The following is an 18,575-nucleotide window of genomic DNA, read 5'->3' on the forward strand; positions in this document are numbered from 1 at the left end:
GCGTGGCAATAATGTCTGATTTTTGCTTAAATAGCACAATATAGGTATCGATCATTACCCATTTGATCGTGATAGCACGGTAAAATGCGGTACCATCCCCGGTCCGGGGACGATCCCCCGACCTGTCGGCGTTTCGGCCGTGCCGAACGATCCGCCCCCGCCCGGACCTCGGCCCTCCCTCGCAATGAGACGGTGCGAGGGCCGCCGTACGCCCCACCCTACGCCCTTTGAGCGTCGTGCGTCGGGCCCGCTTCGCGGCATGGTCGACCCGGGCCGCCCGGCACGGGCTTTCCGGGAGCCGCAGGCAGGACAGCGATGGCGAATCAGATCGTGGCCGATGCGCGGACTGCACCCGTGGACATCTCGTTCCTCATGGCCGCCCACAATGCGGCACCCTGGATCGAGACGGCGATCCGCTCGGCGCTCGACCAGGTCGGCGTAACGGTCGAGATCCTGGTCGTCGACGACGGCTCGGTGGACGGAACCGCTTCCGTGGTCGCGAGGCTGGCGGCGGAAGACCCGCGCATCCGCCGGATCCCCCTCGACGGCGCGCAGCCCGGCGCGCCGCGCGGGCCCTCGACCGCCCGGAACGCCGCCCTCAAGGCCGCACGGGGCCGCTGGCTGGCGATCCTCGACGCGGACGATCTGATCGTCCCGGACCGGAGCCGGACCCTGCTGGATCTCGCTGCCGCCACGGATGCGGACCTCATCGCCGACAACCCGATTCCGTTCACGGGCAGCTTCGATCCGCGCGGCGCCGGCATGCTGGAGCGTGGCCGGGAGCCCTACCTGTTCACGGTCGATCTCGCGCAGTACCTGACCTGCAACCGGATGCTCACCCCCGGGGTGAAGCTCGGCTATCTCAAGCCGATGCTGCGGGCCGATCTCGTCCGCCGGCACGGCCTCCGGTACGATACGGAGGTCCGGATCGGCGAGGACTTTTTGTTCTGCCTGGGCGCCCTGGCCGCGGGGGCCCGCTTCGTCGTCGGCTCCTATGCCGGCTACGGGTATCGGCGCGGGCCGTCCTCCCTGTCCCACCGGCTGCATCTCGCCGATATCCAGCGCCTCGATGCGGCCTTCGCGGCCTGGGCCGGGCACCTGGCGCTATCCGCCGAGATCCGGCCAGCCGCCCACGCCTATCGCGACAGCCTCGCCACCGCGCAGATCATCGCCCGGGTGATCGAGGCCGCGCAAGGCGGCCGCTGGCTCCAGGGCGCGGCGCTGGCGCTCGCCCGCCCCCGGGCTTGGCGGTTCCTGACCGGCTCGCTGATGGCGGCGGTGGGCAAGCGCTTCGGCAAACGCCTGCGTCCCGCAATGCCGGGTGCGCTGCCCGTCGGACAGAGGTGAGCCCCATGCGCCTGTGCATCTGCATCTGTACCTGCGAGCGCCCGGCGGGGCTGGCCCTGCTGCTCAAGGCCATCGACCGGCAGAGACTCGGCAGCCTCGCCGATTCAGCCCTGCGGATCCTCGTGGTCGACAATGGGCGCAGCGATGCGGCCATCCCGGTGGTCGAGACCTATCGGAATGAAGGGCGCTTCCCGATCACCTATGCAAGGGAGCCGGTCCGTGGCCTGGCGGCCGTGCGCAACCGCAGCCTCGACGCGGCCACCGCGCTCGGCGCCGACTGGATCGCCCTGATCGACGACGACGAGGTGCCGGACCCGGACTGGCTGCGCAGCCTGCTCGACACCGCGCTGCGGGTCGGGGTCCCGGCCTGCGTCGGCCCGGTGGTGCCGCTGTTCGACCGGGTGCCCCCGGCCTGGGCCACGGCCGGCGGCTTCTTCGCCAAGAGGCTGCTGGTCCGCGACGGACTGGTGGCGGATGCCTACACGGCCAACGCCCTCGTGGACCTGCGGGTGGTGACGGCGTTGGGCCTGTCCTTCGACATGCGCTTCAACACGATAGGCGGCGAGGACACGATCTTTTTCCACGCCCTGCTGCGCGCTGGGCACAAGATCGCCTGGGCGCCCGACGCGATCGTGTACGACAGCATCCCGGCGCACCGGATGCGGGTGGGCTGGCTGCTCGCCCGCTGGTACCGCAGCGGCAGCGTCGAGGCCTATCTCGGCCGCCTCCGGCCGGAGACGGTGAGCGGGCGACTCTCAAACGCCGCCCGGGGCCTGGCGCGCCTCGGCGGCGGCCTGGCCCGCCTCGGGCTCGCCGGGCTGTCACTCCGGCCCGCCACCCTGATCGGCGGCTTCTACACCCTGTGCCGCGGCGCCGGCCTGCTCGCCGCGGTGCTCGGCCTGAGCTACCGGGAATATCACCCGTCCCGGCACCGGTAAGTACGGGTTTCCAAAGGGCTCAGCCCTTTGGCGGGTTGTCAGGGCGGAGCCCTGACGGAGAGAAAGGCTCCGCCCTTCACCCGCAAAAGGTCGAACGACCTTTTGAAACCGGGACTTTTCCGGACTGGAGATCAGGTTCGGTGGGGCAGGATGAACGGCTGGTCGGGACCTGGGATCCGCCCGACCGGCCAGCGCACCCCGAAGACCCGGGCGATCAGGTCGTCGCGCAGGACCTCCGCGGGCCGCCCGGTGGCGACCAGCCGGCCGCCTTCGAGCACCAGCAGCGTGTCGGCATAGGCGGCCGCCAGGTTGAGGTCGTGCAGGATCGCCACCACGGCGACGCCCGAGGCCGCGAGCGCCGCGGCGGCGTCGAGGAGCGCGCCCTGGTGGTTCAGGTCGAGGCTCGCAGTCGGCTCGTCGAGGAACAGCACCTGCCGGTCGGACACCGTGCGGCCGGCCTCCATCTGGCAGAGCACCCGGGCGAACTGCACCCGGGCCTGCTCGCCGCCGGAGAGCGTCGGGTAGGCGCGGGCCGCGAGATGGGTGATGTCGGCCCGGTCGAGGGCGCGGGCCAGGATCGCGTCGCGGTCCCGGGTCTTGAGGCCCCGGCCGATCCCGTCGAGGCCGATCCGGGCTACGTCGGCGGCGGCGAACGGGAAGGCGAGGCGCGCGGCCTGCGGCAGCACCGCCCGCATCGCGGCGAGCCGCCAGGCCGGGATGGCCTCGACCGCCTCGCCCGCGTAGGCGACCTGCCCGCGCGTCGGGCGCAGCTCGCCGCAGAGCAGGCGCAGCAGGGTCGACTTGCCGGCGCCGTTCGGGCCGACGATCACCTGCAGGGAGCCGGCCGCCACGTCGAGGGACACGTCGCGGACGAGGTCGCGGCCGGCCACCGTGACGGTGAGGTCGCGGGCCGAGAGCAGGACGGCCTCAGGCATCGGCGACCCGCACCCGGCCGAGCAGCAGCCACAGGAACACCGGCGCGCCGACGAGCGCGGTGACGATCCCGATCGGGAGCTCGGCCGGCGCCGCGACCAGCCGGGCGACGACGTCGGCCAGCACCAGGAACGCGCCGCCGAGCAGAGCCGAGGCCGGGAGCAGCAGGCGGTGCTCCGGACCGATCGCCAGGCGCAGGGCGTGGGGCACCACCAGGCCGACGAAGCCGATCACCCCGGCGCCGGCCACGCTGGCCCCGACCGCGACGGCGACCAGGACGATGCAGGCGCGCTTCAGCCGCTCCACCGGGATGCCGAGATGGAACGCCTCCGCCTCCCCCAGCACCAGCGCGTTGAGGCCGCGTCCCAGGAACGGCACCGCGACCAGCACCGGCAGGATCAGCGGCGCCGAGGCCGCAACCTTGCCCCAGGTGGCGCCGCCGAGATTGCCCAGCGACCAGAAGGTGAGATCGCGAAGCTGCCGGTCGTCGCTGGCATAGGTCAGCAGGCCGGTCAGCGCGCCGCTCAGCGCCCCGAGGGCGATGCCGGCGAGCAGCATCGTCGCCACCGCGGTCCGGCCGGAGCGCGTCGCCAATCCGTAGAGGATCAGGGTCGCGCCCAGCCCCCCCAGGAAGGCGCCGGCCGGCAGGACCAGATAGGGCAGCGGCCCCGGCACGCCGGCATAGGCGAGCAGCCGGTCCCCGAGCACGATGATGCAGGCGGCGGCAAAGCCCGCCCCCGACGAGACCCCGACGAGTGCCGGGTCGGCCAGGGGATTGCGGAACAGCCCCTGCATCAGCGCCCCCGAGACCGCGAGCCCCGCGCCGATCATCAGCCCCAGCAGGGTCCGGGGCAGCCGGATGTTGAGCACCACCAGGGCGTCCCGGGCCAGCGCCGGATCGGCCCCGCCGCCGGTCAGCACCGCCAGGACCCGCCCCGGCGGGATGCGGATCGCCCCGAGGCTCACCGAGAGCAGCGCGACCGCGAGCATCAGAAGGGTGAGCGCCGCCAGCACCCACGGCAGGGCGGCGCGGGGCTTCAGTGGCATGGTGGTCCGCTCACGGTTTGGGGCGTCGCGCGCGACGCCTTCCCTCCCCCCTCTGCGGAGGAGGGTGGCCCCCGCGTCAGCGGGGGTCGGGCCGGTACGAAGTCCCGCAAGAGGGGCAGCGCGACGCTGAAGGACGTTGCTCCCGTCGAGACCTTTCCGGACCCGTCGCTCCCCTCTCCCCCCCTGCTCCGCAGGGTACCCTCCCCCGCAGAGGGGGGAGGGAAACGCACGGTGCCCTCACTCACCCGGCAGGCCCGGGTAGATCGCCCGCATCAGCTCCGCGGCGGCCTGGGGCGTGCGCGGGCCGAAGCCCAGGAGATACAGACCGTCCATGGCGACGAGGCGGCCCTGCGTGCCGGCCGGGGTCCGGGCCAGGGCGGTGTCGGGGGCGAACACGGTCTCGGGCCTGGGCGGCTCCGGGCCGTTCTGCATCATCACCACCGCGTCGGGGGCGGCGGCCACGATGGCCTCGTCGGTCATCGGCTTGAACCCGGCGACGCCGGCGGCCGCGTTGGTGACGCCGGCCAGCGTGAGCATGCCGTCCGCCGTGGAGCCGGTGCCGCCCACGACCGTGCGGCCGCCCTGGAGGGACAGGACCACGAGCGCCCGGGCAGGCTTGTCGATCCGGGTGCGCTTGGCCGCGACCTCGGCGAACCGGGCGCGGACCTCTGCGGCGAGGGCTTCGGCTTCGTGCTCGAGGCCGGCCAGACGCCCGATGACGGCGATCTTGTCGAGGACGCCCTCCGGGCTCGGCGGCTCGGTCACGGTCTCGACGCGCAGGCCGGCCTCCCGCAACTGGGCCAGGACGGCGGGCGGGCCGGCGCCGTCGGCGGCGATCACCAGGTCGGGCCCGCAGGCGAGCAGGCCCTCGGCCGAGAGCGCCCGCAGGTAGCCGACATTCGGCTTCTCGCGCAGGGCTTCGGGCGGGTAGAGGCTGGTGGTGTCCACCGCGACGATCCGCGGGCCGGCGCCGAGGCGGTACAGGATCTCGGTGACGGCGCCCCCGAGCGCGGCGATGCGGGCGGCGTTCTCCGCCGCGGCCGCTCCCCGCGGGGCGAGGGCCGCCGTCGCGGCGGCGGCCAGGAGGGAGCGGCGCGACCAGGCGAGGGCTATCGTCATTTGGTCAGGATCAGCTTGTCGTTGGCGGTGATGCGCAGCCGGTAGCGCTGGCCGGCATGCCGGATGACGATTTCGCGGCGCCCCTGCAGGAGGTTGGCCGACCTGATCTCCTCGTCCCGTTTCGAGGCCTGCGCGCCGAGCGCCCAATGCGGATCCCCGCTCCCCTCGTCGCGCGCACGCGGGTTCTCATCCCCGTCCAGACCGGACATGCTCGGAACGCCTCACATTCGTTCTTTGTAACACTTCAAAATACAAAGACACATGGCAGAGATCGAACCATAAGAGCGATCTGCGGCAAACACCAGTGGGCCGCCGGAGGGGATAACCTTGCGCAGATCCAGCCTAGTCTGATGGATCTGCGCTGCGATACATCGTCGCCGGCACGGGGCAAGACTGCAACACCGTACGTGAGGGGCGGCCGTGGTCGGTCGATCCGCCGGTCTCTGGCGTAAAAACCGCCCCGGCTTCCGGGCCCGCGGCAGGCTCGATCGGCGGCGGCCTCAGCCGAACAGGGGCAGGCCCGCACCGATGATGACGAGCCCGAGCACGATCAGGCTGCCGCCCGCGCTCTCCAGGGCCGCCTGCTGCACCGATCGCCGCGGGGCGACGCCCGCCAGCGTGGCGCCCGTGGCGAGGCAGATGACGCTCAGAATGGTCATGGCAGGCGCCTCGGCAACCGGACTTACGGATATGCGCAACGGTTTCGGTGCGGATAAGGATGCAGCGCCGGCGTTAACGAAGGCCCCTCGGCGCTGTCCGCACCCGCCGCGGCGAGCCGTCTCGGGCCTCGGTTTTGCGCCATCCCGAAACACCGCGGCCGCGTTTCGGGATGATGCGCTAACGCCGCGGGAAGCGCCGGAGGTCGATCTCGACGGCGACCTGGTCGGTGCCGATCGCGGAGAACCGGATCCCGGCGCCCTCGAACGCCTGCCGCACCGCCTGCCGGATCCGCGGACGCGGGTTCTCGCCGAACTCCTCCATTCGCCGGACGCTGGAGCCCGAGACGCCCGAGGCCGCCGCGAGGTCGTGGATCGACCAGCCGATCACCGCCCGGGCGCCGCGGATCAGCGGCCCGATCACCGCGTCGGGTACCGTATCGCGCGCGTCGTCCGGGACGGCGAGCACGAGGCCGAACCACTCGCACACGGCCCCGTCGGGATCGATCTGCGGCGCCCCCCGACCGCTGAACTGGCGGTACAGGCCGTCCGCGCCGCGGACCCGATACTCCGCGCGGTAGGGGCCGCCGGTGGTCCGGGCGGAGCGCCAAGCGGCCGTCACGGCCTGGCGATCGTCGGGATGAACCGCGTCGAGCCAGCCCGTCCCGGCCATCTCGGCGGCACTCTGCCCGGTCAGGTGCCCCCACCCGGCCGCCATCTCGATCTCCCCGGCCGGAAGCGCCGACCAGGTCGCGGCGGCGACCGCGCGCAGGACGCCGGTCTGGCGGGCCTGCATCCACGCCGCGACCCGCCGGGCCTCGTGCGTCGCCGTGGTGTCGAGCAGGATGCCGTCGATCCGAGCCAGCCGGGTGTCGGATCCGAGCACCACCTCGGTCTTCAGGGCGACCCACCGGACCGTCTGGTCGGGCCGGATGATCCGGAACTCCCGATCGATTGCGTGGCCGCTCCGGAGCAGATCCCACAGGTCGGCCTGGGCGGCCTCGTCGTCGGGGTGGATCAGCCGGCGGAACAGGCCGCGCAGGTCGTCCGCGGGCGGGAGACCGGCCATCCGGTAAAAGCCCGGGGAGCCCCAGAGCCTGCAGGTCGCGATCTCCAGCGACCAGAAGCCGACCCCGCCCCGCTCCTCGACGAGCTTCAACATCTGGTCGGACGATAAAGGGATTCTTTCTGCGGCATTATCATTATCAAACGCAGCAATAGGGTCGTGCTTCATTTGTATAAACTCAATCTCTCCATATATCGATCAGATTAAGATCTGCAGCAATCGACATCCAATCTGTTATGATTCCTTCCGTATAGTATTGCTTCCACCGATCTGTAACGCAGCCGCGCCCTCTTCCACTAGCTCAAGCTAAGCAGGCCATCACTGTTGCGCCGGCATGGCACCGGGCAGCTCCGCCTGGTTCGGCCGGTCCGGCGAAGGCGATAGCGCGTGATCCGGACGGCATCATCCCGGGACATCCGGATCGTGTTCACGTCGCCACCTAGATCCGATGTAAGGTTGGCTCGACGCTTTAAGTCAATCTCAGGTTATCGTCGCTCTTCTTTAAGCAATCATGTAAAAATGAGCCGATTTTGATCAGAAGCAACCATTCAGAGAAAATTTTCCGGTTTTCTGAGCAGATTTCAATCATAAAAAATCTTGTCAACCGACAAGTTTGCGATAAAGATTATGTTGTCATTAGGTTATGTCTGTCATATTCGGTTCGAAAGACGACGAGGATTGAAATGTTTTAGCTATCTATAGATTTTATTATTGAATACACATTCAAAAACAACACATCAGACAGATACCCTTCGAATATCGGTATTCCAGCCTCCGTTCAGGGGCAGGAAATTCTCTGAACCCGGCACTCGGACCCCGACATAAGGCGTCGACACATGGCTCTCGCGAAAAAATCCGCCATCCGCTCCATCCCGGCCCCGGTCGCTCCGAGGGAGAGCGTTTCGGCCGCCACGGGTCGATCGCACCTCGTCGCCGAGGCTGAGAAGCGCAAGGCCCGGACCTTCGCGCGCCAGCAGAAGGCCGCCGAGCGGATCGCCTCGGCCACCGCCGAGCTGTCCAGCGGGATCGCCGAGGCGGCGGCGGCGGCCGAGGAGCTGCGCAAGGCCTCCGAGCAGATCGGCGTCGGTGCCGAGGAGGCAGCGGGCGCCGCGCAGGAGACCATGAAGGCGGTGAACCAGGGGGCGGCCCTGATCCAGGCCGCCAAGGAGAACGCCACCACGTCGCTGCGCAAGACCGAGGCCCTGTCCGGTCTCGTCGTTCAGACCGCGGCGCAGATCGAAACGTCCGTGGCCGCGATCACCAAGGCGTCCGAGCGCCAGGAGGCGTCGGTGAAGCTGGTCGAGGAGCTCGACCGGCAGGCGAGCGCGATCGGCGAGATCGTCAAGGCCGTCGCCCGGATCGCCGACCAGACCAACCTGCTGGCGCTGAACGCCGCCATCGAGGCGGCCCGGGCCGGCCAGCACGGCAAGGGCTTCGCGGTGGTCGCCGACGAGGTGCGCACCCTGGCCGAGACCAGCGAAAAGTCCGCCCGCGACATCCAGGCGCTCGTGGCGCAGATCCAGGCCGACGTGAAGGTCGCGGCCGACGGGATCAGCCAGTCGGCGATCTCGGCCCGGTCCCAGGTCGAGACCGGCCGGGCGGTCACGAGCCAGCTCGAGCGGGTCCGCGCCGACATGGCCGGGATCATCGAGGGCTGCACCGACCTTGCCCGGGCCGCCGACGAATCGGCCACCGCCGCCACCGAGGCGCAGAAGGGCGCGGAGATCATCGCGGCCGCGGCCGAGGAGCAGAGCGCGGCCTGCCAGGAGGCCGGCAAGATGGTCGAGCAGCAGACCACCGCGCTGGCGCAGAGCGAGGACGCCGCCCAGGAGCTGTCCGGCCTCGCCGAGGAGCTGAAGAACAGCACCAATATCGGCAAGAGCGCCGAGGAAGTCGCCTCCGCGGCGGAGGAGCTGTCCAGCGCCGTCGAGGAGATCAACCGCGCCGCCGGCCAGGTCACGATCGCCCTCGACGAGATCACCAAGGGCGCCCAGCAGCAATCGGCCGCGACCCAGCAATCCTCGGCCGCCATCGCGCAGATCGAGCGGCGCGCCCAGGTGACCCAGACCCTGGCGGGGGCCGCCGTGGAGAAGGCGCAGGAAATCTCGCAGATGCTGGTCGAGAACAAGGAGCTGGTGGACGCGATGATCGGCGGCCTCGAGCAATCCGTCGAGGCGGGCCGCGTGAGCCGCGATCAGGTCGCCGCGCTGGAGCAGGTCAGCCGCCGCATCGACAAGATCGTCGATGCCATCACCACGGTCTCGATCCAGACCAACATGCTGGCGGTCAACGGCTCGGTCGAGGCGGCCCGTGCCGGCGAGTTCGGCAAGGGGTTTGCCGTGGTCTCGACCGATATCCGCAACCTCGCCAGGGATTCCGCCGAGAACGCCGAGCGGATCAAGGACACGGTCAAGACCATCCAGGACACGATCGTGTTCGTGCGCGGCGATATCCAGGAGATCGCCGACGGCGCCGCCCACGAGGTCGAGAAGAGCGCGGCCATCTCCCGGAACTTCGACACCGTGATCAAGGACATGGCCGATGTGCTGGGCGGCAACCGGGAGATCCTGACCGGCGCCGACGGCATCACCCGCATGGTCCGGGAGGTCCAGACCGCGATCGAGCAGGTCGCCGCCGCGGCCCAGCAGGCCGCCCGCACCTCCGGCGAGGCCGGGACAGCCGCCGCCGAGCAGGGCAAGGGCGCCGAGCAGCTCGCCGCCGCGATCGAGGAGATCGCCTCGCTCGCCGACGAGCTCCAGGCCGCCTGAGCCGAACCGCCCGGAGAGCGAAAGACCGACCATGGCAAACGCAGCAGCTCAGGCGGTGCAGGCGCTGGATTCCGGGTTCACGCCCGATCTGGCGGAGGGTGCCGCACGGCCCGACCGCGAGGACGGCCGCAGCGAGGCCCGTCAGTTCGTGATCTTCCACGTCGAGACGGAGATGTTCGCCGTCGCGCTGGCCGACGTGCAGGAGATCATCCGGATCCCCGAGGTGGTGCGGGTGCCGTTCAGCCCCGCCTCGCTGCTGGGGCTGGCCAACCTGCGCGGCACCGTTCTGCCGGTGCTGAACCTGCGGGACGTGTTCGCCTTCCCGCCGGTGCTGAACGACGACGCCACCCGGGTGGTGGTGCTCGACCAGGGCAATCCGATCGGCCTCGTGGTCGACCGGATGGCCAACGTGGTGACGGTCGATGCCGACCGGATCGAGCCGACCTCGGCGATCGAGGGCAGCGTCGACACCGCCCTCCTGACCGGGATGATCAAGGGCGAGGACGGCCGCTCCATGGTGATGATCCTGGACGCGGCCCAGCTGGTGAGCCGCGAGTTCAGCCAGATCGCCACCAAGGTCCGCCGGGCCGCCGGCCAGGTCCAGGCCGCCGACGCGGATTCGTCAGCCCGGGCCGAGGTCGAGGCCGACGAGGACCAGCTCGTGAGCTTCGAGGTGGCGGGGCAGGAATACGCCTTCCCGATCGAGCGGGTGCAGGAGATCGTGCAGCTGCCCGAGCGCCTCACCCACGTCCCGAACGCGCCGGCCCACGTGCTCGGGGTGATCACCCTGCGCAACCGCCTGCTCCCGCTCGTGTCCCTGCGCGAGATGTTCGGCCTCCAGGCCAAGGAGTTCACCGAGACCAACAAGGTCGTGGTGGTGTCGCTCGGAGAGGGCGGGACCGTCTCGGTCGGTGTCGTGATGGACAGCGTCAAGGAGGTGCTGCGGCTCAGCCGCAACCTCGTCGAGCCGATGCCCGCGCTGCTGTCGCAGGACGGCGGCATGGACGAGATCCAGGCGATCTGCCGGCTGCAGGAGGGGCGTCGGCTGGTCTCCGTCCTGTCGGTCGACAAGATGTTCGACACCAACGAGCTGCGAAAGCTTTCCGCCACGGGGAACGAGGGCATGAGCGCCGACGGACGACAGGATGGGGACGAGCGCCAGGACGCCGCCGACGAGGAGCAGTTCGTGGTGTTCCGGCTGATGGGCGAGGAATACGGCGTGCCGATCGAGGCGGTGCAGGAGATCGTCCGCGTGCCGGACGAGCTGACCCGCATCCCGAAGGCGCCGTCCTTCGTGGAGGGGGTGATCAACTTGCGCGGCGTCGTGCTGCCGGTGGTGGACCAGCGCCGCCGCTTCAACCTCGCCGAGGCGGAGCGCAACGACCGCCAGCGGATCATGGTCTTCACCGTCCGCGGCGTCCGGACCGGTTTCATCGTCGATTCGGTCTCCGAGGTGATGCGGATCTCCGCCAAGGCGATCGGCGACGCGCCCAACCTCTCGGACGCGCAGCAGCGCCTGATCCGCCGGGTCGCCAACCTGGAGAGCCAGAAGCGCATGGTGCTGCTGCTCGACACGATGCAGCTCCTCGACACCCAGGAAGCCGCCGCCGTCCAGCTCACGACCCACTGAGCGCGGGTTCACCACCCCTCATCCCGACATGTCCCCCCCGGAAAGACCCCGCATGATCCGCGCCCTCGTGGCCGACGATTCCGCCCTGATGCGCAGGCACCTCACGCAGCTCCTCGAGGCGGCGGGCGGCTTCACGGTCCAGACGGCCCGCAACGGCGTCGAGGTCCTGGAGGCGCTCCAGAGCTTCGATCCGCACGTGATCACCCTCGACGTCAACATGCCCGAGATGGACGGGATCACCTGCCTGTCGCGGATCATGAGCGAGGATCCGCGGCCGGTGGTGATGGTCTCGTCGCTGACCGAGGAGGGCGCCGAGACGACCCTGCAGGCGCTGAGCCTCGGGGCGGTCGACTTCGTGCAGAAGCCCGGCGGCACGATCTCCCTGTCGATCGACCGGATCCACCGCGAGCTGCTGATGAAGGTCCGCAGCGCCGCGACCACCCGGGTCCGCCGCAGCACCGGCCTGCGCGGGCGCCTGGCCGCCCAGCGCCGCCGCCCCGCCCCGGCGGCACCGCCACCGCAGGTCTCGTTCGCGGGCGGCCGTCCCGGGCTGGTGCTGGTCGGCGTGTCCACCGGCGGCCCCGGGGTGCTGGAGGACATCCTGCCGCGCCTGCCGAAGGATTTTCCCTGGCCGGTCCTGGTCGCGCAGCACATGCCGAGCAGCTTCACCGGCGTGTTCGCCCGCCGGCTGAACGACCTCTGCGCCGTCTCGGTGGTGGAGGTCGCCCGGCAGATGCCGGTCGAGCCCGGCACGGTCTACATCGCCAAGGGGGATGCCGACCTCGTCGTGACCCGCCGGGGCCTCGGCTATTCCGCGACGCCGCTGCCGCAGAGCGACGCGCATATCTGGCACCCCAGCGTCGCCCGCATGGTCGAGAGCGCGCTCGCGCTGCTCCCCGCCAACCGGCTGATCGCCGTGCAGCTCACCGGCATGGGCGACGACGGCGCCGAGGCCATGGCCCGGCTGCGGGCCGGCGGCGGCCTGACCATCGCGCAGGACGAGGAGACCAGCATCGTCTTCGGGATGCCGCAGGAACTCATCAAGCGCGGCGGGGCCAGCGTGGTCCTGCCGAGCGACGCGATCGCGGAGCAGCTGATCGGGTGGCTCCGTGCCCCCGAAGCCGGGGCTCGAGCCGGGGAACGCCGCCGTGGCGCTTAAGAAACCGACCCCCGCGCCGAAAGCCGACGCGGCGCCGCCGAAGGCGGATCTCGCCGTGCTCACGGCCGCCCTCGCCGCGCCCGAGAGCGGCGAGCGGCGCCGGGCCGCCCGGGAACTCGGCGCGTTCCCGGAGGCCGGGCCGCTCCTGTGCGCGCATCTCGCGGCCGAGCCGGCCGCCAGCGTCCGGGCCGTGATCCTGACGACGCTGATCCGGATCAAGTCGCCCGCGGTGGTCGAGGGCCTGCTGCCGCTGCTGCGCAGCGAGGACAGCGCCCTACGCAACGCCGCGATCGAGGCGCTCCAGGAGATGTCCGCCGAGGTCGAGCCGTACGTCGGCGACCTGCTGGCCGATCCCGACAGCGACGTCCGCATCCTGACGGTCAACATGCTGAGCCAGCTGCCGCACCCGAAGGCGCCGGACTGGCTGGCCGAAGTCGTGGCGCGTGACGCCCACATCAACGTCTGCGCGGCGGCGGTCGACGGCCTCGCGGAGATCGGCAACGAGCGCGCCGTGGCGCCGCTCCAGGCCCTGGCCGCGCGCTTCCCCGACGTGCCGTTCATCCGCTTCGCGGCCGCCGCGGCGATCCGCCGGATCGGAGGGTCGTGATGCAGCCACCCCGCTCCTTCGGTCAGACCGCCCCGGCGCTTCCGATCACCGAGGACGAGTACGAGAAGTTCTACGAGTACTTCTACCGCCGCACGGGCATCTCGTTCAGCGGCAAGAAGGAGTATTTCGTCGAGAAGCGCCTCCAGGAGCGGATCGCAAAGACCGGGAGCGACAGCTTCAAGGCCTACTTCACCCTGCTGCGCTTCCAGGCCTCGGGCGAGGAGCTGCAGCACCTCGTCAACCTGATGACGGTCAACGAGACCTACTTCTTCCGCGAGGACTACCAGTTCGACGCCCTGGTGCGCGGCATCCTGCCCGAGATCACCCGGACGCGCCGGCCCGGCGGGACGCTGCGGATCTGGTCGATGCCGTGCTCGACCGGGGAGGAGCCGTACTCGATCGCGATCCAGATCCTCGAATACTGGGCGCGGGCGGACGAGTTCGCCATCGAGATCACCGGGTCGGACATCGATTCCCGGGTTCTGGCCGATGCCCGCAAGGGCGTCTACGGCAACCGCTCCCTGCAGCGGCTGTCGCCGGAGCTGCGCAAGAAGTATTTCCGTCGGATCGGCGACGACCAGTTCGAGATCCACGAGGAGCTGCGCAGCTCGATCGAGTTCTCGATCGCCAACCTGTCCGATCCGATCCACATGCACCGCTATCGTGCGATGGACGTGATCTTCTGCCGCAACCTGCTGATCTATTTCGACGATACATCCCGGCGCGCCGCGGTCGAGGCGCTCTACGAATGTCTGAGCCCGGGCGGGTTCATCTGCCTGGGCCATTCGGAGAGCATGAGCCGCATGTCGTCGATGTTCCTGCCGCGCAAGTTCGGCGACACGATCGTCTATCAAAGACCGATCGAACAGGATTGAGACGGGCATGGCCGGGAAGCGAATACTTGTCGTCGAGGACGGCATCACGATGCGGATGTTCTATCAGGACGTCCTCGGCCGGGCCGGGTTCGTCGTCGAGGAGGCCGCCAATGGGGTCGAGGGCCTGGAGAAGGCGCTGCTCGGCGGCTTCGACCTGATGATCGTCGACATCAACATGCCCAAGATGGACGGCTACGAGCTGGTGTCCCGGATCCGCCGCGAGCCGTCGCTCCAGGCGACCCCCGTGGTCACGATCAGCACCGAGGCCGCGGATGCGGACGCGACCCGAGCCTACGCGGCGGGCGCGAATTTCTACATCGTCAAACCGGCCGATCCCGTGCTCCTCGTCGAGACGGCGCGTCTGCTGACCGGTGCGCAGGCATGACCACCCCCCTGCTGGCTCGGTTCATCCCGGAGGCGCGCGAGCTGCTGCAGGTCTCGGCCAGCGGTCTGCTGAAGCTGGAGCGGAACCCGACGGACGAGACTGCGATCAACGAGGTGTTCCGGGCGGTCCACACCATCAAGGGCTCGTCCGGCCTGTTCGACGCGCTGGCCCTGACCCGGCTGGTCCACGCCGCCGAGGATCTCCTCGGGGAGGTCCGGTCCGACGCGCTCCAGATCGATTCCGCCCTGGTCGACATGCTGCTCGACAGCCTCGACCAGGTCGGACAGTGGATCGACGAGCTCGAGCGGCGCGCGGCGCTCCCGGCGGATGCCGACGGGGTCGCGCACCGGATGGCCGCGCTGCTGCGCCAGCGCCTGGGATCACAGGACGGGGCGGTCGACGACGCACCGGTGCACGCCGCGCTGCGGGGGGCCGATCCGGCGCCCGACGGCGACGTCTCGGCGCTGCCGCCGGGGCTTCTCGCCCGCCTGCCGGCCCCCGCCTGCCTCGCCGCGTTCCGCCGCGCCTGCGAGGGCGAGACCGTGCACCTCGTCCGCTACGCGCCGGAGCCGGGCTGCTTCTTCAGCGGCACCGATCCCCTGCAGGCGATCCGACAGGTGCCGGACGCGCTGGCCCTCGACATCGCGGCTGCCGAACCCTGGGCGCCGCTGGAGGATCTCGATCCCTACCAGTGCAACCTGCACCTCGCCCTGCTGACCGCCGCGCCCCGGCCCGAGATCGAGCAGGCGATGCGCTACGAGCTGGACCGGATCACCATCGCCCCAATCCGGCCCCGGGACCTCGTGCGGATCGAGGGCGAGGCCAGCGACGGGCCGATCTGGGACGATTTTCGCGGGGCGGCCTCGGGGTTCCTCGCCGCCGGGCGCCTCGACGACCTGCGCAAGGCCGTGAGCGCGCTGCGCAGCGTCGCCGGGCCGACGCTCTGGCGCCGGCAGGCGCTGGACTGGCTGGAGGCCGCCCTGTCGGCGGGTCAGCCCGATCCCGCCCTTCTGGCGGCGCTGGTGGCGGCCGCCGGCTCGGGCCGGCTCGATCCGGTTCCGGCCGGCCCTGCACCCGTTGCCCCTGCACCGGCCCCGCAGGCCACCGACCCGCGCCAGGAGCTCGCCCGCTCGGTTCTGGCGAGCCAGCACCGGGCCCTGGAGCACGCGGGCTACGACGCGGACCGCCTCGCCTCGGTCGGGACCGTGGTGGGGAACGTGCTCCTCAGCCTCGGCCGCGACGCCGACCGCGCCGCGATCCAGGCGGCGTTCGAGGCGGCCCGGGAGGCCCACTCGGTCGCGCCGCTCCTGAGCGCCCTGTCGGCGGTGCTGGCGGGCGCCCCGCTCCTGCGGGCGGAGGCCGCGCCCGCGCTCTCGGAAGCGCCTGCGCAGGCCTTCGCCGAGGCGGCGGTGCCGGCCGCCGGCGGGAAGGAGCCCGAGGGGCGCATCGCCGCGAAATCCCTGAAGGTCGACCAGGCGAAGATCGACCTGCTGATGAACCTGATCGGCGAGCTCGTCGTCTCCAAGAACGCCCTGCCGTTCCTCGCCAAGCGGGCGGAGGAGACCTACGCCTCGCGCGAGATGTCCCGCGAGATCAAGGAGCAATACGCGGTCATCGATCGGCTCGCCCAGGAGATGCAGGGCGCGATCATGCAGGTCCGCATGCTGCCGGTCTCCGAGATCTTCGACCGGTTCCCCCGGCTGGTCCGCGACCTCGCGCGCAAGCTCGGCAAGCGGATCGACCTCGCCCTCGAAGGCGAGGACACGGCCGCCGACAAGACCATCATCGAGGCGCTGGGCGACCCGCTGCTGCACATCGTGCGCAACTCCCTCGATCACGGCATCGAGGCGCCGGAGGAGCGCCGGGCGGCGGGCAAGTCCGCGACGGCGCGCATCCTGCTCAAGGCCCGCCAGGAGGCGGACAGCGTCGTCATCGAGGTGCAGGACAACGGTCGCGGCATCGACCCGGCCCGGATCCGCAGCGCCGCCATCACCAAGGGCGTGATCGGCCAGGAGGAGGCGGACCGCCTCTCCGACCAGGAGGCGATCAACCTGATCTACCGCCCGGGCTTCTCGACGGCCCCGGAGGTCTCCGACCTGTCCGGCCGCGGGGTCGGGATGGACGTGGTGCTGACCACCGTGGAGAAGCTCGGCGGCCAGGTCACGGTGAGCTCCCGCCTCGGCGAGGGGACGACGACGCGCCTCGCTCTGCCGCTCAGCATGGCGGTCACCCGGATCATGATCGTGGAGGCCGCGGGCAGCCTCTACGGCGTGCCCATGGACATGATCGTCGAGACCGTGCGGGTGCCGCGCGAGCGCATCCGGATGATCAAGAAGGCCGAGACCTTCGTGCTGCGCGAGACGATCATCCCGCTGTCGCGGCTGTCGCGCCTGCTGCACCTGCCCGAGCAGCCCCGGGGCGAGGCCGACGCCGCCGTCCTAGTCTGCCACGTCAACGGCCGGCGGGCCGGGCTGATCATCGACAACTTCCGGGAGGGGATGGACGTGATCCTGAAGCCCCTGGAGGGCGTCCTGACCGGCATCGGCGGCTATGCCGGCACGACCCTCCTGGGGGACGGCCGCGTCCTCCTGGTCCTCGACCTCAGGGAGCTGCTGTGATGGCCATCCGGATCGTCCGCAAGACCATCCACCTCGAAGGGCATTGCACCGTCGAGGAGGCGCTGCCGCTGCTGGAGACCCTGCGCAGGCCGGGCGCCCACAAGGTCGTGCTGACCAAATGCGAGGGACTCCACACCGCGATCCTGCAGGTCCTGGCCGCTGCCCGGCCGGCCGCGATCACGCCGCCCGCCGATCCGGCGCTGGCCGGGCTCGTGATGCCGTTTCTTGAGACGTCCGGAGCGGCCGCGTGACGACGATCCTGGCCATCTCGAACCGGAAGGGCGGCAGCGGCAAGTCGACGACCTCCGTCAACCTGGCGGCGGAATGCGGCGCCCGCGGCCGACGCACCCTGCTGGTCGACCTCGACACTCAGGGGCATGCCGGCCTCGGCTTCGGCATCGTGCCGGAGCGCGACGCGCCGACCGCCCACCACATCTTCACGAGCCCGGATTTCGACCTGCAGGAGGCCATCCGGCCGACCGCGTTCGCGGGCGTGTCGGTCGCCCCCGCCGACCAGCTGTTCGACGGCACCACGGCCGTGGACCGCAGCGTCTCGGCCCTGCAGCGCTGCCTGCGCGGCCCGGGGATCGCGGCGCGGTTCGACCTCGTGATCGTCGACACGCCGCCCTCGCTGGACATGATCCTGGTCAACGCCCTGGCGGCGGCCGACGGCGTGCTCGTGCCGATGATCCCCCACGCCCTGTCGGCCGAGGGGGTGCGGCAGCTGGCGCGGCTGTTCTTCCGCATCGCCACCACGGTGAACGGCGACCTCAAGGTGGTCGGCCTGCTGCCGGTGATGCTGAACGTGCACACCAACCATCACCGCGAGACGATGCAGGAGATCGCCCGGGAATTCGGGATCGAGCGCGTGCTCACCGGGATCCGGACCGACATCCGCCTGGCGGAGGCGTTCGCCGCCCGCAAGCCGATCCGGGACTACGCCCCCTCCAGCCGCGGCACCGCCGATTACGCCCTGCTGGCCGACGAGCTGATGGCCGTCTGGCAGGGCGCGGCGGCGCCCGCCCCCCATGCAGCACCCTAGGAGACGTTCTTGGCCACGACGATCATGATTGTTGACGATTCCCCCACGATGCTGATGAGCATCGAGGGCATCCTGAGCAAGGCCGGCCTCGGCGTCGTCAAGGCGGCGAGCGGGGAGGAAGCCGTCACGACGCTGCAGGGCGGCACCAAGCCCAACCTGCTGATCACCGACCTCAACATGGGCGCGATGAACGGCATCGAGCTGATCCGCCGGGTGCGCAAGCTCCCGGGCCTGCAGTTCATCCCGATCCTGATGCTGACCACCGAGTCCCAGCAGGACAAGCGCAACGAGGCGAAGTCGGCCGGCGCCACGGGCTGGATCGTCAAGCCAGTGGACCCGGAAGCCCTGCTCAAGGTGATCCGCCAGCTCGTTCCCGGAGCCTGAT

At 70.6% G+C, this 18,575-nt stretch carries 18 protein-coding genes; 12 read left to right on the forward strand and 6 right to left on the reverse strand.

Annotated elements, in window-relative coordinates; genetic code table 11:
- Window positions 1-315: 315 nt before the first annotated feature.
- Both MKL09_RS07570 and MKL09_RS07575 read left to right on the forward strand, forming a co-directional pair.
- Window positions 316-1,347: a glycosyltransferase family 2 protein gene (locus tag MKL09_RS07570; protein ID WP_244019273.1), complete on the forward strand. Its 1,032-nt coding sequence runs from the start codon at window positions 316-318 to the stop codon at window positions 1,345-1,347.
- A 5-nt stretch (window positions 1,348-1,352) separates the two neighbouring features.
- A complete protein-coding gene (locus MKL09_RS07575) occupies window positions 1,353-2,285 on the forward strand; it encodes a glycosyltransferase family 2 protein (protein WP_244019274.1) in 933 nt (310 codons plus the stop codon).
- 131 nt (window positions 2,286-2,416) lie between these two features.
- On the opposite strand, the gene MKL09_RS07580 is transcribed toward MKL09_RS07575, so the two are convergent.
- From MKL09_RS07580 to MKL09_RS07605, 6 genes are all read right to left on the reverse strand, one after another.
- Complete coding sequence (locus MKL09_RS07580; RefSeq protein WP_244019276.1) at window positions 2,417-3,220, reverse strand: heme ABC transporter ATP-binding protein; 804 nt, start codon at window positions 3,218-3,220, stop codon at window positions 2,417-2,419.
- Window positions 3,213-4,265: a FecCD family ABC transporter permease gene (locus MKL09_RS07585; protein ID WP_244019277.1), complete on the reverse strand. Its 1,053-nt coding sequence runs from the start codon at window positions 4,263-4,265 to the stop codon at window positions 3,213-3,215. Before MKL09_RS07585 ends, MKL09_RS07580 begins: the two co-directional genes overlap by 8 nt.
- Window positions 4,266-4,502: 237 nt before the next feature.
- Window positions 4,503-5,384 carry a hemin ABC transporter substrate-binding protein gene (locus tag MKL09_RS07590; RefSeq protein ID WP_244019278.1) on the reverse strand — a complete coding sequence of 294 codons (882 nt, stop codon included), beginning with the start codon at window positions 5,382-5,384 and terminating at the stop codon, window positions 4,503-4,505.
- Window positions 5,381-5,593: a hemin uptake protein HemP gene (gene hemP, locus MKL09_RS31945; protein WP_279605726.1), complete on the reverse strand. Its 213-nt coding sequence runs from the start codon at window positions 5,591-5,593 to the stop codon at window positions 5,381-5,383. Before hemP ends, MKL09_RS07590 begins: the two co-directional genes overlap by 4 nt.
- 291 nt (window positions 5,594-5,884) lie before the next feature.
- Window positions 5,885-6,043: a hypothetical protein gene (locus MKL09_RS07600; RefSeq protein WP_244019279.1), complete on the reverse strand. Its 159-nt coding sequence runs from the start codon at window positions 6,041-6,043 to the stop codon at window positions 5,885-5,887.
- A gap of 178 nt (window positions 6,044-6,221) precedes the next feature.
- Window positions 6,222-7,202, reverse strand: coding sequence for a PAS domain-containing protein (locus MKL09_RS07605; RefSeq protein WP_244019280.1), 981 nt, complete (start codon window positions 7,200-7,202; stop codon window positions 6,222-6,224).
- A gap of 740 nt (window positions 7,203-7,942) precedes the next feature.
- On the opposite strand from MKL09_RS07605, the gene MKL09_RS07610 reads away from it, so the two are divergent.
- The 10 genes from MKL09_RS07610 to MKL09_RS07655 are packed head-to-tail and all read left to right on the forward strand — an operon-like array spanning window position 7,943 to window position 18,574.
- The gene (locus MKL09_RS07610) at window positions 7,943-9,874 is read left to right on the forward strand and encodes a methyl-accepting chemotaxis protein (RefSeq protein WP_244019281.1); all 1,932 of its coding nucleotides are present in this window, start codon (window positions 7,943-7,945) and stop codon (window positions 9,872-9,874) included.
- 31 nt (window positions 9,875-9,905) lie between these two features.
- Window positions 9,906-11,504 (forward strand): chemotaxis protein CheW, encoded by a 1,599-nt coding sequence (locus tag MKL09_RS07615; RefSeq protein ID WP_244019282.1) that lies wholly within the window; start codon window positions 9,906-9,908, stop codon window positions 11,502-11,504.
- Between the two features lie 52 nt (window positions 11,505-11,556).
- Window positions 11,557-12,663 (forward strand): chemotaxis-specific protein-glutamate methyltransferase CheB, encoded by a 1,107-nt coding sequence (cheB, locus tag MKL09_RS07620; protein WP_244019283.1) that lies wholly within the window; start codon window positions 11,557-11,559, stop codon window positions 12,661-12,663.
- Complete coding sequence (locus MKL09_RS07625; RefSeq protein WP_244019284.1) at window positions 12,653-13,270, forward strand: HEAT repeat domain-containing protein; 618 nt, start codon at window positions 12,653-12,655, stop codon at window positions 13,268-13,270. The genes cheB and MKL09_RS07625 overlap by 11 nt, the downstream gene beginning before the upstream one ends.
- On the forward strand, window positions 13,270-14,145 hold the full coding sequence (locus tag MKL09_RS07630) for a CheR family methyltransferase (protein ID WP_244019285.1): 876 nt from the start codon (window positions 13,270-13,272) through the stop codon (window positions 14,143-14,145). The genes MKL09_RS07625 and MKL09_RS07630 overlap by 1 nt, the downstream gene beginning before the upstream one ends.
- Before the next feature lie 7 nt (window positions 14,146-14,152).
- Window positions 14,153-14,530 carry a response regulator gene (locus MKL09_RS07635; protein WP_244019286.1) on the forward strand — a complete coding sequence of 126 codons (378 nt, stop codon included), beginning with the start codon at window positions 14,153-14,155 and terminating at the stop codon, window positions 14,528-14,530.
- On the forward strand, window positions 14,527-17,148 hold the full coding sequence (locus MKL09_RS07640; protein WP_244019287.1) for a chemotaxis protein CheA: 2,622 nt from the start codon (window positions 14,527-14,529) through the stop codon (window positions 17,146-17,148). The genes MKL09_RS07635 and MKL09_RS07640 overlap by 4 nt, the downstream gene beginning before the upstream one ends.
- A complete protein-coding gene (locus tag MKL09_RS07645; protein ID WP_244019288.1) occupies window positions 17,148-17,399 on the forward strand; it encodes a hypothetical protein in 252 nt (83 codons plus the stop codon). The genes MKL09_RS07640 and MKL09_RS07645 overlap by 1 nt, the downstream gene beginning before the upstream one ends.
- Window positions 17,396-18,190, forward strand: coding sequence for a ParA family protein (locus MKL09_RS07650; protein ID WP_244019289.1), 795 nt, complete (start codon window positions 17,396-17,398; stop codon window positions 18,188-18,190). Before MKL09_RS07645 ends, MKL09_RS07650 begins: the two co-directional genes overlap by 4 nt.
- A gap of 9 nt (window positions 18,191-18,199) precedes the next feature.
- Window positions 18,200-18,574: a response regulator gene (locus tag MKL09_RS07655; RefSeq protein ID WP_244019290.1), complete on the forward strand. Its 375-nt coding sequence runs from the start codon at window positions 18,200-18,202 to the stop codon at window positions 18,572-18,574.
- Window position 18,575 lies beyond the last annotated feature (1 nt).

Origin of the sequence: Methylobacterium sp. J-048 (assembly GCF_022829515.1) — a bacterium.
Taxonomy (GTDB): Bacteria; Pseudomonadota; Alphaproteobacteria; order Rhizobiales; family Beijerinckiaceae; genus Methylobacterium.